This is a genomic window from Shouchella tritolerans (genome assembly GCF_025770735.1).
In the GTDB taxonomy this organism is placed as follows: Bacteria; Bacillota; Bacilli; order Bacillales; family Bacillaceae_D; genus Shouchella; species Shouchella tritolerans.
Map to the genome: position 1 here is coordinate 25,798 of NZ_JAODPB010000004.1, position 14,879 is coordinate 40,676.

The window sequence follows — 14,879 nt, forward strand, 5'->3', positions numbered from 1 at the left end:
CTCCATTTCTAGGTGTGCGTTTTTTATGAAGCCGTAATCGGCTCTTCTTCGACGAGCTTCACTGGAATAGGTTCCACGTAGCCTTCTGGCTTGTCGTTCGTCTCAAAATGTTCGTCTTCCCCTTGACAACCAGCAAGCAGCGATATCGAAAGGAAGGTGACGACAGAAAAGACAGTTGCCAGACGCTTATTCATCGCTATCCACTGCTTTCACATTCGGTGTAACAGACACGGCAACATTACCGGCGACTGCTTTTGTAATCATGCAAGAAGATTCTGCTTTAAACGCTAAGCGTTCCGCTTTCTCCGCCTGTGTCTGTTCTCTAAGAACCACTGTCGGAAAATGACGAATCGCTCGGAATTCAAAGACGTTGTTCGTCACATCAACATCAGCCTCTGCATGAAGCGTCAATGACTCCACCTCGATTTGAGCCCGCTCAAGCATCGCTGCATACGTGATCAGAAAACAAGTAGCGGCAGCACCGAGCAGCATTTCGTCTGGATTTGTGCCGATCCCAGGTCCGCCCATTTCTTTCGGGATCGATATGGAATGAGTTAAGTTGCCTGTTTCGATCGTACCAGTGCTGTTGCGGCCGCCGTTCCAGGTGGCATCCAATAAAAATCGGTGGATCATTGTCCATCACCTCGCTTAGGAAATTCGAGAATCCAGCTAAAATAGCTGCCTTGCTGCTGGTAGCGCAACGTAGCTGAAAACGATTTTCCGTTTTTTGATTTTAGCCCCTTTACGTTTACTGAGCCCTGTTTTAGCAATGATTTAACCATCGTTTTCGTTGGCTTTTTTTTGAAGCGAGCCAAATACTTGTCATTTTTCCAGATGACAAAGCGGCAACCGCTTTTCCAGCCACTGCAGCCAAACGCTTTGCTTGTTTCGATCACAGGCTTTTCGCAAAGGGGGCACTTGCCAAGCGTTTCTGTCACTTGGCGTTTCTTCGCAGCCGATTCGATCTTCCGTGTCTCATCCGCTTTGATTTCCTGCACAGCTGTTTCAATAAAGGTAAAAATGTTTTGTAAAAATGACTGTTTGTCCAAGCGCCCTTTCTCAATATCGAATAACTGCTTCTCCAATCTTCCAGTAAAAGCCAAATCGAACAATCTCTGAACTGGAAATTGTTCCACTAGCTTGGCACCCGTTTCCGTACAATGGAGCGCTTTTCCAGACGCTTGAATATAACCAATATCTTTCAGTTTTTTAATGGTATCTGCCCTCGTTGCAGCCGTGCCAATCGCATACCCTTTCATAAGCTGTTCTGCCTCGTCTTTGTCGAGCTTCCGCCCACATGTTTCCATAATATGCAACAACGTTTTTTCAGTATGTGGTTTAGGGGGTGTTGTCATATGATCGCTCGTCTTTCCAGAAAGCGCTTTGACACGTTCCCCTTCTTCCACATTGGGCAAAAACGTTTCTTTCCCATTTACTTTCTCTACTTGGTGCCAGCCATCAGCTCGCTTTTCCCTTCCCTTTGAAACAAAAAAACCCTCTGCTACGCCTTCTTCTAGCTTTGTATGAATGATCGTTTCTAAAAATTCTGCTGGCGGCATAAATTGCATCAGAAACCGGTTTTTTACCGCATTGTAGACGACTGCTTCTTCAGCGTTCAACCGTTTTGGCAACATGTACGTCGGAATGATTGCGCTGTGACTTTCAACTTTGGCATTGTTAAAAATTCGTTTGCTCGTTGTAAAACGAATGTCCTTTTCATAAGGTAAGCCTTTGCTAATGGTCTTAAGGACTGCCGCCGTTTTCTTGACTAAACTCTCTTCCAACGCCGTGCTTGACGTACGTGGATACGTAATCAACTTTTTCTCATATAACGACTGGGCGACTTTTAAAACTTTCTCTGCCGTCCATCCCTTGTATTTAGTCGTAATATGACCTTGCAGCTGTGACAAATTGAACAAAACGGGCGGGTATTCTTTTTTTTCGTTTCTTTCGACGTGAACAGCGAGTGCTGGTTTTTCAGGCAGCAGCGAAGCCACTTGCTCTAGCCCTTGTTTTTCCGAAAAGGCGGTCTGCTTCTTGAATGTATACACGCCTTCATATGTAGCACCACCAGCTGTTTCAAACAAAGCAACCAACTTATAGTAAGGTTCAGGCGTGAACGCTGCAATTTCCTTATCCCGGTCATAAATAATCTTTAACGTCGGCAGCAAGACACGTCCGATGTTTAATACGCTCCCACGCCCAGGCTGGTACTTCAATGTCGCCACAGACGTTAAATTAATTCCGATTGCCCAGTCCGCCCATTGTCGGCTAAGCCCAGCATCGCGCAACGTTATTAGCTCGGAATTGGGGCGCGCATGTTTTAAGCCGCGGAGCACTTCTTGTTTTGTCCATTCATTTAAAAGCATCCGTAACACAGGCTTATCGACACGGAGGTTGGAAATGATGCTGTCGCCAATCAACTGGCCTTCCCGGTCATAGTCGCATGCTGAAATAATGCGGCTAACGTCATTGCGTCGCGCAAGGCGAGAAATAATTGCAAGTTGTTTTTTCGCTCCTGTATCTGGTTTATTGTGGTTTGATTTCACTTTATATTTAAACCGAGTTGGAATAAACGGAAAGTGACTCTCCTGCCATCTGGCGAATTTGGGATCATAATCTTTCGCGTCATACAGTTCTAAAAGATGGCCAAACGCCCAAGTGATTAGGTAGGCATCCCCTTCATAGTACCCGTCTTTTTTCGCTTTGATCCCTAACGCATCAGCAATGTTTTTGGCCACTGATGGCTTTTCCGCGAGGATAAGATCCACCTTGATTCCTCCACTTTTTTGATTTAATCTCCCTCCATCATACCACACTTGCCCAAACCGTAAGACACATCTTGCTTGCTTAAAGTCTGCGGAAGAATAGTAAGCAATTATAGGTTTAGACTTGCTGATCATAGGGAAAAAGAAGCTATTACCTTTAAATAGGAGTGAGATCGGCATGTTAAGCGATTTGCAAGATGATGTCCTTTACGAAGCATGGAACAAAGCTGTGGAACAGAAACTCGATGAAGCGTTTATTGCCATTTTAAAAAAAGAAATAGAAAAGCGTGGTTTAGTTCCATCCAATTAACCGATCGTCCTTGTCTTGGAAAACGAGGCGTCTTACGAACAAACCGATTACTCCTATATCGATTCAATTATAGCTTTATAAAAAAACAAACTGATTCAACGACGACATGAGCAACACGATAGCAAACGACCACTTTCAGTTGGCATGGTCTCATGATTTTATTGGCAGCGGATCTAGCTGCTTAGGCGATAACCACTCGTATACGTGTTTGCCTTATACGAGCGTATTGGTGCGAGCTCATTTAGTCGTTTCTTTCATTAAAAGGGAGTTCGCCTCTGGCCGGATGATTGTGACATTTGTCATATTGGATCCTTTTCAAGAAATAGGTTCCGATCCACTCATGGCTTGCTTTATACAAAAGTCGCAAGCATCCGCCATCTTCTTTTCATTTAGTGACAAATGGAACTACTCGTTGGTTTTAATTTACGCGATACTAGATGTATCCTACACACGAAAAGGTGATGAACATGGCGATTGCCTCTTTGCGAGAAGTTGTCAAACGATATGGCTCCCATCTTGCCTTGGATCATGTCGACTTGGACATTCATGAAGGTGAAATTGTCGGTTTGCTTGGCCCTAACGGTGCCGGGAAAACGACACTCATTCATACACTAACGGGCATGATTCCTTTTGATCGAGGAACAATCGAGTTATTTGGATCAACGAAAAACCCATTTACGAAAAAAAACAAATCGAAGTTGGGGCTTGTTACTCAAGAATTAACTGTATTTGAAGAATTAACTGCAAAGGAGAACTTAGAATTTTTTGCTGGTGTTTACGGCCTACGAGGAGAGAAACGAAAAAAACGCGTGGCTGAAGCGCTCGATTTTGTCGGCCTTTCTGCAAATGCACGCTCCGCCCCCAACAAATTTTCAGGCGGAATGAAACGCCGCTTAAATATTGCTTGCGCGCTCACTCACCAACCAAAGCTGTTAATCATGGATGAACCGACAGTCGGTATCGACCCTCAATCCCGCAACCATATTCTAGAAGCTGTACAAGAATTACGAAAGCGCGGCACAACGATTTTGTACACGACTCATTATATGGAAGAAGTGCAAGCGATCGCTTCTCGTGTCGTAATCGTCGACCAAGGGCAAATCATAACGGAAGGTACCGTCGATGAGCTTATTAAAAATATTCAACATGAAGAAAAAATCAAAATGGATGTAACGGAGCCAGCGCTTGTGCCTATTACGCGCTTGGAACAATTGGATGGGGTAAAACAAGTCGTTGTTAATGGCAGCAACATAACCGTTATTTCGAAAGTCGGTGCCGGCAATCTTGACCGCGTGGTTTCGATTATCAAAGAGCATGGTGGCTTGCTCGGCATCCATGCAGAAAAACCAAACTTAGAAGACGTTTTTCTAACCCTTACTGGCAAGCAGCTGCGTGATGGGGAGGCGAAAGAATGACGAATGTCCTTTCTACGCTGCGGTTTACCGTATTACGGCTGATCCGCAATTGGATTGTGTTATTGTTGCTGCTCGGCATTCCAATTGTGTTGATTACCTTTTTTGCAATTATTTTAGGTGATTCTAAAACAGAAGATGGCATACCTTACATTCAAGAATCAACGATTTTCATGGTTCTTGCCTTCCAGCTGTTTGGAGGGTCGATCGTCATGTCCTATATACATGATGACTTTTTTACGGAGCGCCGTTTTCGCATTCAGTCATTGCCTTTTAGCCAAACGCTGTATGCATTCTCCATCAGTGTCCTAGGTACGCTATTTTCTATTTTCCTAGGGGTAATTTTAGTCTTCTATTCTTTATGGGTCTTTAATGTTGCCTGGGGAAACATCGGCTGGGCCGTGTTTGTGATCGCTTTAATGGCACTATTATCAAGTATCGTTTGCCTGATTTTCACGTTCGCCGTTAAACAGTTTAAAGTGGCAGAACGACTGAGTGAAGTGTATGGGATCGGTGCGATTGTACTTGCTGGTTTATTTTTCCCAATGCCAGAAAATGCTTTTTTTGAGTTTATGGGTTCATATGGCAATCCATTGACGCTCGCTAGCGCAGCCATTTTTGAACACCAAGCCGGAAACGATGCAGAAGTATGGCTCAATACAAGCATTTTACTCGGAGCAATCATTGTTGCCTTCTTTGTCATGCTTGCGCTTGGACGGAGGCGAATGCAATGACGATTTTTCAATTTGCACTTAAACGAAGTTTTCGCAACAAGACCAATCTTCTATTTTTAACACTCTTTCCTGTCGGAGCGATTTTTCTCCCTGCCAGTGAGTTGTGGCCTTTTCTTCCTTTTGGCTACCATTATTTTGGTGTGCTCATCCTTTTTGTCAGTATTCGCTTGGCTTCGATTATGTTGGAAGATCGGACCAAAGGAGTTGTCAAACGTTTAGCCGTTGCCCCCATCAGCCATGTGCACTATCTTTGGCAAAACTTACTTGCCTACATGCTCATTCTCCTTATCCAATGTGCGCTAGCAGTTGGCGGGGGCGTTCTGTATGGCCAAGAGTTATATTCGCCCTTTGCTTTGTTCTGCTTGTATGTCACTTTTAGTTTGACATCCCTTGCTTTCGCGCTTGCCTGGATTTCACTGTTTCGCAACAAAGAGACATCTTTTCTCGTGTTTATGTCCATTGTTGTGTTAATTGCTCTTCTTGGCGGAGTAATTATGCCAATCGAGATGATGCCAGCCGTTTTTGAACGCCTCGCAGTCATTTTTCCGACTTATTGGTTATCGTCAGGCATGAAGTGGATCGCACTTGGAGGGCAGACAACGGACATATTGCTAATCCATGGGATGCTCTTGCTCTACACCGTATGTTTTCTCATCATTGGCAGTATCCGCAAAATCGCTTAGGTCTTTTTAGCAGACGTTCTAACAAAGCTTTTGTTTAGACTCCTGGCACTTGAGCTAGGAGTCAGATGTCGTTATAGTTAAAGCTAGAAAAATGGTAGGAGGGCTAGCCGATGGCAAAACTGGCAAGACCAAGCTTCTATATGGGATTATGGCGAATCGGCAGCTTGTTTTTTCTTACACTTTTATGGTTCATCGAAAACGGAACGAGCGGTGCTTTTGTCTTGATTATTCTGCTGGCAATCATGGCAGCGCTGCGCTGGCGAATGCGATTGCCAGACTGGACTGTGCTCATTGATCTATGTTTTTGCCTGCTCTTTTCACCATTTTGGATTGGAAGCTTATATGGCCTTGCCTTGCCTTTAGTGGAGAGTTTATGGCGAGGAAAGCTCCGTTATTGTGCCCCTATCCCTTTTGTCTTTTTCGCAAGTGAAGCTTCCGCTGTTTATTTCGTTGCCTTTCTTTTAAGCGCTGCCTTGTTCGGGACTGTGCTTTACCATTGGCAGCAACAACGGACTTCTTTTTGGCGTGAAATCGACCAAGAACGGAAGGCTCGTTATGAGCTAGAGCGGTTAAAAATCGATTTGCTTCAGGCTAATAGCGAAACGGCACAAATGGCAGAATTAACGGAAAGGAATCGCATTGCCCGGGATCTCCACGACCACCTCGGCCACGATCTCACTGGTGCGCTACTCGCCCTTCAAGCCTATGAACAGTTTCAACAAGGAGAGCAGGCAGAAAAAATGCTTGCGCATGTGAAAGAACGGTTAACGCGGAGCACGAAACGGTTACGGGACACTGTCCATGATATGACTCCTGTCGCCTTAATCGGTGAACAAACAATCGAATCGACTACCGAAAACTTTACACATTGCCCTGTTTCTTATCAAAAGTCAGGGAATGTGGCCAGTGTCCCTGTTTATCTTTGGAGTTTGCTTATCCCTTGTTTGAAAGAGGCATTAACGAATGTCGCTCGGCATAGCAATGCCACAAAAGTCGCTGTCCATCTAGATGTCACAGAGACGATTGTCCGCCTTAGCATCCAAGATAACGGCACTCGTTCTGCTCAGTCCACAAACGGCAGTGGCTTGAGAAATTTAAAAATCCGCGCACGTGCCGCTGGCGGGAGCTTGTCTGTTAACCGCTCATCAGGTTATTCGATTGTTTGTGTCCTGCCAATCCAAGAAAGGAAAGAAGCGAGATGAACATTCTCATTGTTGATGACGATGCACTCGTTTGCCAGAGTCTCGAGCTGCTTCTTGGCAAAGAAGATGATTTTACTGTCGTAGGGACTGCCAGCAATGGCCGTGAAGCGCTTGTACATATAGAGGAAAAAGCGCCTGACCTCGTATTGATGGACATTCGCATGCCAGAAATGGATGGTATTGAAAGCACACAAGAGATCAAAAACCGCTGGCCAGAAATTTTAATTGTGATGCTAACAACGTTCCAAGACGAACAGAATATCCGCCTTGCCTTGCAGGCTGGAGCAGAAGGCTATTTGCTTAAATCGACAGCGGTGGCCAATATGGCCAAGCAAATCCGTGCCTTAGGCGCTGGTTCATCTGTACTTGACGCCCTTGTGCTCAAGCAATTAGTGAAACCAAGTGCCGATGCGCTCTCCGGATTAACAAAGCGGGAAAGTGAGATTGCCGCATGCATCGCCCAAGGGCTTTCAAACAAAGAGATTGCTGCGCACCTATTCTTAAGTGTCGGCACCGTACGGAATACACTGTCTGTCATTCTTGATAAGCTTGAACTCCGCGATCGTACACAACTGGCGATCTACTATTGGAAACACCAAGCAAACGGATAATATGCATAGACCGACTTTGTTTTCTATTTGATCAGCAAAAGACTCTGCTTAGCATTTAAAACAAAAAAGTGCAGGGCTTCCCCTGCACTTTTTCTAGAAACACACCGATTTCCCTTAATCAAGGTTTATTAGCGGTTTGTTATCGTTTCTGGATACAGATCATGGTTCATTAACCGATAGTTCGCGATTTCCTCGTACTTTGTCCCTTTTTTGCCATAGTTGCAGTAAGGGTCTATGGAAATGCCACCACGTGGCGTAAATTTTCCCCACACTTCAATATAGCGTGGATCCATTAATTCAATTAAGTCATTCATAATTGTATTGACACTATCCTCGTGGAAATCGCCATGGTTGCGAAAACTGAATAAGTACAACTTCAGTGATTTGCTCTCAACCATTTTTTGTTCAGGGATATAGCTAATGTACAAGGTCGCAAAATCAGGTTGCCCGGTTTTCGGACATAACGTCGTAAATTCAGGGCAATTAAATTTAACCATGTAATCCCGGTAAGGGTGCTGATTGTCAAATGTCTCAAGAACCCCAGGGTCATAACTGTATTTGTATTTAGTTTGCTCACTGCCGAGCAATGTCACATTTTGAAGCTCTTTTTCTTGTCTTCCTGCCATTTTCTCTCCCCCTAAACGCCCCGCTTATTGCCCCATAGCCATGTGTGCAGCTGTGGGAGAACACGGACGTTGTTCATTTCCTTGTCAGCTAGCGTCTTTTCGACGAGAGCTTCGTATGCGCCCATTCGTTTGTCCAAGTAATGGGGATCTTCTTTTTTGGCAAAATCTTCGTTCCCCGTTTGCAAGTAAAAAGGCACTGTTGGATAGCGCTTATGCACATGCTTCGCGTATTGATAGTCTGCATCGTCAAACACGACAACTTTTAAGCTCACCGCTGGTGCTTGTAATTGTTGCAAAAACAAATCGAGCTTTGTCCAATCTGTTTCCATTCCTGAACTTGGCGGTTTCGGACTAACTGTCACTTCATCGACACGATTGATCCAACGTTGAAAGATGCTTCCTTGTGTTTCAATCGCTGTGGCAACGCCCTTCTCATCGAGCAATGCCACCAGTTCACCTATGCCTTTATGAAGGGCTGGATTTCCGCCGGAAATGGTGACATGGCTATACCCATTTTCGCAAAGTGAATCAAGGCGCTTTATAATTTCTTCTGCAGACAATGGTTCACTCTTTTCACTGCCATCCCATGTAAAAGCAGAATCACACCAGCGACAACGGTAATCACACCCGCCTGTACGCACAAACATCGTCTTCTGTCCGATGACCATTCCTTCTCCTTGAATGGTTGGCCCAAACAGTTCAACAACTGGAATCAATTTAGCCACGGGCATGCTCCTTTGGTCGGTAGACAACATAACTAGTAGGCGTCTCTCTTACATACACTTGAATGCACAGTGGCCGATTTGGACAAGTGTCAAGTTGCTCTTGGACGACCTTGCAAATGGTCTCCGCCATTTTTTCAGTAGAAGGAGGAGCCGTATCAAACAGCGCGTCTTCATTAAGAAGACGATGGTCGAAACGGCCATGAACCGCTTGTTTTAACTTGCTAAAATTAACGAGGAATCCGGTCTCGTCAAGTTCATCCCCAACAATCGTCAAATTGATAAAATACGTGTGCCCATGGACACGTTGGCATTGGCCAGCCCGTTTATCATCAATGTAATGAGCAGCGGCCACATGCATATCTTTGTTTAGTTCATAGCGATATGAATGGATTGGCGTCGGATAAATTTGCTGGATCATCGGCTCGCACCTGCTTTCTCGCGCAAATAGAGATCCAATCCATTTTGGCGGAGCTGGCAAGATGGGCAAGTCCCACAACCGTCTCCACGAATCCCTTCATAACAAGTGAGCGTATTTGCCCGAATGTATTCGAGTTGCCCCATTTTGTCAGCCAATGCCCATGTTTCTTTTTTATTCAGCCACATGAGCGGAGTATGAATCACAAATTGTTCGTCCATCGCTAAATTCAACGTCACATTTAATGACTTAACGAACACATCGCGACAATCTGGGTAACCACTAAAATCTGTTTCACAAACACCAGTGATAATGTGCTTTGCTCCAATTTCCCGTGCATAGACAGCGGCAAATGATAGAAACAAATGGTTGCGCCCTGCGACGAATGTGCTAGGCGATTCCCCTGCTTCACCGGCTTGGACGCGGATATTTTCCCTAGTTAGCGCATTTGCCGTAAGCTGGTTCAACAAGCCCATATCAAAGACTTTATAAGCAACCCCTTGCTCATTGGCGATGTCAACAGCACATTGGATTTCCTCTTTGTGGCGCTGACCATAGTCAAAAATGACCGCATGGAGCGAACGATAACGCTCCTTTGCCCAGAACAGGCAAGTCGTGCTGTCTTGGCCGCCGCTAAAGACGACCACGGCCTTGTCTTCTAACATGCTACATTTCTCCTTTTGAGAACGAGCATTCGGATACTCCAACAATTGGTTAGTTTTTTATAGAGGGAGTTCGCGAACCTCTTCTTTCTAATTATTGTGCAGCCTTCATTTTACCATGTTCTCGTGTGGATTTGTTTGCATATCTCCATGAAATTGGTAAACTACTATAGAAGGTAAATCATTCGTGCAGAAAGAAGGCGTTCGTTATGTCATTTCAAGAAAAAGTCGAGAATTACGCAAATTTGGCTGTGCGTGTTGGCGTGAACATCCAAAAAGGGCAAACATTGTTTGTGCGTGCGCCACTTTTTGCCGCAGACTTTGTACGTCTAGTCGCCAAAAAAGCGTATGAAGCCGGTGCCAAACATGTCCGTGTGGAGTGGAGCGACGAGGAATTAACAAAAATAAAATTTGAGCTCGCTCCAGATGATGCGTTTGATGAATACCCAAATTGGCAAGCGAAAGCGCTTGAAGAAGAAGCAGACAACAATGCCGCCTTTTTAAGTATAACCGGCGAAAACCCTGACTTATTAAAAGAGGCAGACCCTGACCGCGTCGCTAGAGCCAACAAAGCTGGAGGCATGGCATTAGACACGTTCCGACGCTACATCCAATCTGATAAAGTGAGCTGGTCGATCGTTGCCGTCCCTTCCGTCAGTTGGGCAGAAAAAGTCTTCCCTGAGGCGAAAGGCGAAGAAGCAGTGGCAAAGTTATGGGAAGCAATATTTGCAGCAACACGTATCAATGAAACAGACCCTGTAGCCGCTTGGAAACAGCACCTTGCCACACTAGATGAAAAAAGAAACAAATTAAACGAGCATCATTTCCATGCTCTTCATTACAAAGGAAAAGGTACTGACTTAACCATTGAGCTGCCTGAAACCCACATTTGGACATCTGGGGGAAGCACAAGCAAAGCAGGCGTTGACTTTGTTGCCAATATGCCGACAGAAGAAGTATTTTCAGCAGCTAAAAAAGATGGTGTAACCGGTACTGTCACAAGCACGAAACCGCTCAATTATGGCGGCACGCTGATTACCAATTTCACGTTGACCTTTAAAAACGGCAAAGTCGTCGATTTTTCGGCAGAACGAGGCGAAGAAACGCTGAAACGCCTACTTGACAGTGATGAAGGCGCACGTTACATAGGCGAAGTTGCACTAGTGCCACACCGATCGCCGATTTCAGATACAAACCTTATTTTCTACAACACTCTTTTTGATGAAAATGCTTCGAACCACTTGGCTCTTGGGAGCGCTTATGCCTTTAATATTGAAGGCGGCAAAACGATGAGCCCTGAAGAACTTGAAAAACATGGCCTAAACCAAAGCATTACCCATGTTGACTTTATGATGGGCGCCGCCGATATGGATATCGACGGGATTGATAAAGACGGAAACCGAGTACCTGTGTTCCGAAACGGCGATTGGGCGATTTAACTCGTTAAAAAGCGATGTGCTGGCTGCACATCGCTTTTCTTTTATGAACGCTAAGCAGCAAACGAATCCTAGCTGACTATTTGCTTACTCGTTCGTTTAGCTTGCTGTCGTTCTTGCAAACGGACTTTCTTAAATTTTTCAGTTTCGCTGACAATCACATTAGAGAGCAATAACAATCCGATTAAGTTTGGAATCGCCATAAGACCATTAAAGATATCAGCAATATCCCAGACAATTTGCACGCTTGTACCAGCGCCAATCATAACGACAATCACAAAAATAACTTTGTAAATAATTGTATTTTTATCGCCAAATAAATAGCCAAAGCATTTTTCACCATAATAAGACCAGCCAATAATCGTCGAATAGGCGAAAAAGATAATGCCAAATACAACAATATAATTGCCTACGCCAGGGAGGAAAAGTTCAAATGCTTCCCCTGTAATGAGCGCTTGGTCATCACTTGGTCGGCCTATGTACAAGCCGCTTAAAACAACCGTCAATCCTGTAATTGTACAGACAATAATTGTATCAAGAAATGTACCTGTCATTGATACAAGCGCTTGTCGGCCAGGATAATCCGTTTTTGCGGCAGCGGCAGCAATTGGCGCTGACCCAAGGCCTGCCTCATTTGAAAAGACACCGCGTGCAATCCCATAACGAATCGCCATGCCAATCGTGCCTCCTAACGCGGCATCTGTGTTAAAGGCTTCGCGGAATATTGTCGCAAACGCTTCAGGCACTTGTGTAATATTCATCATGATAATAATTAAACCGCCAGCCAAATAAAAGAGCGCCATAAATGGGACAAATATAGCAGTTACACGGCCAATACCTTTAATTCCTCCTAGCAACACCAAGCTTGTCAATACCATTAAAATAAAGCCCGTTACCCATGGATTAACGTCAAAATTGGTTGCCAATGAGCTTGCCACTGTATTGGATTGTGTCATATTGCCAATGCCAAAAGACGCCAAACAACCAAACAATGCAAACAAAACAGCAAGCCATTTCCAGCCTAACCCTTTTTCAATATAGTACATCGGCCCGCCAGATATTTCGCCTTTATGGTTGACGACGCGGTATTTGACAGCTAGAATGGCTTCCCCATACTTGGTCGCCATACCAAATGAGGCGGCTACCCACATCCAAAAAAGAGCGCCAACGCCTCCTAAAAGAATCGCCGAAGCCACACCTGTCATATTGCCGATGCCAAGTGTCGCCGCCATGGCGGTCATTAATGACTGAAAATGGGAAATATCACCTTGTCCACTCTTTCCTTTCTTTTTGTTTCTGCCAAACGTCAATTTTAATGCATAAGGCAAGTCCCTAATTTGCAAAAAACGAAGCCTGACCGTTAAATAAATCCCTGTTCCTACAATGAGGAACAAAGTGATAGGTCCCCATACTACATTATTAATTGCATCGACTATGCCACTAAAACTCACAAACATGCCCCCTTTTGTCGATTTTTTTCTTTTTAAATTGAATAAATTTAGTTTAGTGAAATTATACGCGGAAGTCTACTATAAAAAAAACCAATTTCGCTATTTAAGCGAAATTGGCGAACAATCGCGTTAATAGATAGTTGAAAAACGCGCCTCCTTTTCTTTTTGGGGAATTTCCTTCTTCTCCATGTGTTCAACTTTTGCAAAATGGTTACCCTGACCGACTTTCGTTAAAAACCGTTCAATTTCAGTCTCCTCACCTTGGACTTGGATGACAACGGAACCTTCTGGGCGATTTTGGACTGTGCCAGTTACGCTATATTGGCTCGCTGTCAGTTCCACAAAAGCGCGAAAACCGACACCTTGCACTCTTCCTGTTACTTCAACTTCATACCGTTTCACAATCTGCTCCCCCTTTACCGATTTGCTTGATTGTACCATACACATTTACCGAAACAAAAAAAGTCGCCCAAATTTACGCAAACGCTTTCAATTGTTTCGATTTTGTGATAGCATAAATGTACACAAAACAGACACAATATTGACATCTATTGTTCACAAAGATGGAATACTTGGGAAAGGAGTGGTTCATAATGGATTTGTTTTTCGCCTATATGTTTGTCGCCAGCGCGACGCCATTATTTCTGTGGCTGGAACACCGAAAAATTGCCCTTGCCAGCATTCCGTTTATCATTGTCATGTGGGTGCTAGCCCTTGCTCACATTTTTGAAGGATTTTTATTCGACCTTCACCACTCTGCTTTTGTCACGGCGTTTCTTGTCAACGTCTTTATCGCCCATTTTGCTGCCCTTGTTCTTTATGTTTACCCACACTTCCGCAGCAAATCAAGGCGTTTTACACAGTCCACTGAATAAAAAAAGCGCATTCCAGCAATGGGAATGCGCTTTTTTTTAAATGTGGCCCGTTCTCAGTACAAGATAAGAGCCAATTACAATAATCACCGCAATGATAATGGCAAACCATGTGTGGCCAACTTGCACGTAACCTGCTTTGCCTTCACCTATATGCATAAACATATGAAGCTGTACTGTCATCTGGATAAAGGCAAACACAAAGACAATAATGATTCGTACGTCCCATGCCAAATTTGTTTGCGACATGACCCATACTGCTAGTAGCGTGAGGACAATCGAGAGCACAAAGCCAATCACATGTTTCCAAGGAAAACCGTGGTGGTTGGCTGCTGTTTCTTTTTCCTGTGCCATTTACACCCACTCCATTCCTAGCAAATATACGCCGGTAAAGATCATAATCCATACAACATCTAAAAAGTGCCAATACAAGCTAGCAATGAAAAATTTAGACGTTGTCCGCGGCGTAAACCCGCGTTTTAGCATTTGAATCGCCAACAACACAATCCAGCCGATACCAATCGAGACATGCAAGCCGTGTGTGCCAAGAAGCACAAAGAATGTTGACCAATGGGCGCTTGCCGACAAGGTCGCCCCTTCATGAACATAATGGATAAACTCGTATATCTCAAAGCCAACAAACCCAAGGCCTAATAAAAGCGTCAAACCAATCCAAACGAGCGTTTGTTTCATTCTGCCGGCCCGCATTTCATGGATGGCGATCCCACAAGTAAACGAACTTGTCAAAAGCAGGAACGTCATGATTAACACCAGGTTTAAATCAAACAGTTCCGCTGACGGCACTGCCCCAGCATTTCTGTCAACGAGGACAAAATACGAGGCGAACAGCGTTGCAAACAAAGCGAATTCAGCGCCAAGAAAAATCCAGAAACCTAGGATATTGTTGCGGCCTTCAGATGATTGATATTCAAGTGGTTCGTTTGGATTTATCGTTTCATGTGATGCCACGTT

General features: G+C 44.4%; 19 protein-coding genes and 1 riboswitch. Of the genes, 8 read left to right on the forward strand and 11 right to left on the reverse strand.

The genetic code is table 11. The features are described from left to right. Positions 1-23 precede the first annotated feature (23 nt). Genes N6H06_RS14310 through N6H06_RS14320 form a run of 3 tightly spaced genes read right to left on the reverse strand, consistent with a single transcriptional unit; the run spans position 24 to position 2,771 of the window. Positions 24-194, reverse strand: coding sequence for a hypothetical protein (locus tag N6H06_RS14310; RefSeq protein ID WP_193754539.1), 171 nt, complete (start codon positions 192-194; stop codon positions 24-26). Further along, a complete protein-coding gene (locus N6H06_RS14315) occupies positions 187-633 on the reverse strand; it encodes an OsmC family protein (protein ID WP_062750482.1) in 447 nt (148 codons plus the stop codon). Before N6H06_RS14315 ends, N6H06_RS14310 begins: the two co-directional genes overlap by 8 nt. Then, complete coding sequence (locus tag N6H06_RS14320) at positions 630-2,771, reverse strand: type IA DNA topoisomerase (protein ID WP_062750484.1); 2,142 nt, start codon at positions 2,769-2,771, stop codon at positions 630-632. Before N6H06_RS14320 ends, N6H06_RS14315 begins: the two co-directional genes overlap by 4 nt. Before the next feature lie 175 nt (positions 2,772-2,946). On the opposite strand from N6H06_RS14320, the gene sda reads away from it, so the two are divergent. The 6 genes from sda to N6H06_RS14350 all read left to right on the forward strand — a co-directional run bounded on the left by sda (position 2,947) and on the right by N6H06_RS14350 (position 7,720). Further along, positions 2,947-3,078: a sporulation histidine kinase inhibitor Sda gene (sda, locus tag N6H06_RS14325; RefSeq protein WP_212953700.1), complete on the forward strand. Its 132-nt coding sequence runs from the start codon at positions 2,947-2,949 to the stop codon at positions 3,076-3,078. Between the two features lie 467 nt (positions 3,079-3,545). Next, complete coding sequence (locus N6H06_RS14330) at positions 3,546-4,493, forward strand: ABC transporter ATP-binding protein (protein ID WP_212953701.1); 948 nt, start codon at positions 3,546-3,548, stop codon at positions 4,491-4,493. Continuing rightward, positions 4,490-5,224 (forward strand): ABC transporter permease, encoded by a 735-nt coding sequence (locus N6H06_RS14335; RefSeq protein ID WP_062750488.1) that lies wholly within the window; start codon positions 4,490-4,492, stop codon positions 5,222-5,224. Before N6H06_RS14330 ends, N6H06_RS14335 begins: the two co-directional genes overlap by 4 nt. Beyond that, positions 5,221-5,907, forward strand: a complete 687-nt coding sequence (locus N6H06_RS14340) for an ABC transporter permease (protein WP_263707364.1) — start codon at positions 5,221-5,223, stop codon at positions 5,905-5,907. The genes N6H06_RS14335 and N6H06_RS14340 overlap by 4 nt, the downstream gene beginning before the upstream one ends. Before the next feature lie 110 nt (positions 5,908-6,017). Continuing rightward, entirely contained in the window at positions 6,018-7,109 is a 1,092-nt protein-coding gene (locus N6H06_RS14345; RefSeq protein WP_263707366.1) for a sensor histidine kinase, read from the forward strand. Continuing rightward, on the forward strand, positions 7,106-7,720 hold the full coding sequence (locus tag N6H06_RS14350) for a response regulator (protein ID WP_062750494.1): 615 nt from the start codon (positions 7,106-7,108) through the stop codon (positions 7,718-7,720). Before N6H06_RS14345 ends, N6H06_RS14350 begins: the two co-directional genes overlap by 4 nt. Positions 7,721-7,848: 128 nt before the next feature. Here N6H06_RS14350 and queF read toward each other — a convergent pair whose 3' ends face one another. From queF to queC, 4 genes are read right to left on the reverse strand one after another with little or no spacing between them, the layout of a single operon-like run. Further along, positions 7,849-8,346 (reverse strand): preQ(1) synthase, encoded by a 498-nt coding sequence (gene queF, locus N6H06_RS14355; protein ID WP_212953707.1) that lies wholly within the window; start codon positions 8,344-8,346, stop codon positions 7,849-7,851. A gap of 11 nt (positions 8,347-8,357) precedes the next feature. Then, positions 8,358-9,071, reverse strand: coding sequence for a 7-carboxy-7-deazaguanine synthase QueE (gene queE / locus N6H06_RS14360; RefSeq protein WP_212953709.1), 714 nt, complete (start codon positions 9,069-9,071; stop codon positions 8,358-8,360). Further along, positions 9,064-9,489, reverse strand: a complete 426-nt coding sequence (gene queD, locus N6H06_RS14365) for a 6-carboxytetrahydropterin synthase QueD (protein WP_062750499.1) — start codon at positions 9,487-9,489, stop codon at positions 9,064-9,066. The genes queE and queD overlap by 8 nt, the downstream gene beginning before the upstream one ends. Next, positions 9,486-10,151 (reverse strand): 7-cyano-7-deazaguanine synthase QueC, encoded by a 666-nt coding sequence (gene queC, locus N6H06_RS14370; RefSeq protein ID WP_062750501.1) that lies wholly within the window; start codon positions 10,149-10,151, stop codon positions 9,486-9,488. Before queC ends, queD begins: the two co-directional genes overlap by 4 nt. A gap of 43 nt (positions 10,152-10,194) precedes the next feature. Next, positions 10,195-10,238, reverse strand: a riboswitch (PreQ1 riboswitch). A gap of 119 nt (positions 10,239-10,357) precedes the next feature. Between queC and N6H06_RS14375 the strand changes: the two genes are divergently transcribed. After that, a complete protein-coding gene (locus tag N6H06_RS14375) occupies positions 10,358-11,587 on the forward strand; it encodes an aminopeptidase (protein WP_263707372.1) in 1,230 nt (409 codons plus the stop codon). A 68-nt stretch (positions 11,588-11,655) separates the two neighbouring features. Here N6H06_RS14375 and N6H06_RS14380 read toward each other — a convergent pair whose 3' ends face one another. Together N6H06_RS14380 and N6H06_RS14385 are read right to left on the reverse strand one after the other, a co-directional pair. Then, on the reverse strand, positions 11,656-13,035 hold the full coding sequence (locus tag N6H06_RS14380) for an alanine/glycine:cation symporter family protein (protein ID WP_238583383.1): 1,380 nt from the start codon (positions 13,033-13,035) through the stop codon (positions 11,656-11,658). A gap of 129 nt (positions 13,036-13,164) precedes the next feature. Next, the gene (locus N6H06_RS14385) at positions 13,165-13,437 is read right to left on the reverse strand and encodes an acylphosphatase (protein WP_062750507.1); all 273 of its coding nucleotides are present in this window, start codon (positions 13,435-13,437) and stop codon (positions 13,165-13,167) included. A 191-nt stretch (positions 13,438-13,628) separates the two neighbouring features. Here N6H06_RS14385 and ywcE point away from each other — a divergent pair, with 191 nt between their 5' ends. After that, entirely contained in the window at positions 13,629-13,910 is a 282-nt protein-coding gene (gene ywcE / locus N6H06_RS14390) for a spore morphogenesis/germination protein YwcE (RefSeq protein WP_062750509.1), read from the forward strand. Between the two features lie 36 nt (positions 13,911-13,946). Here the strand turns inward: ywcE and qoxD are convergent, their stop codons facing one another. Next, entirely contained in the window at positions 13,947-14,261 is a 315-nt protein-coding gene (gene qoxD, locus N6H06_RS14395; protein ID WP_011246977.1) for a cytochrome aa3 quinol oxidase subunit IV, read from the reverse strand. Further along, on the reverse strand, positions 14,262-14,876 hold the full coding sequence (qoxC, locus tag N6H06_RS14400) for a cytochrome aa3 quinol oxidase subunit III (protein WP_062750511.1): 615 nt from the start codon (positions 14,874-14,876) through the stop codon (positions 14,262-14,264). Positions 14,877-14,879 lie beyond the last annotated feature (3 nt).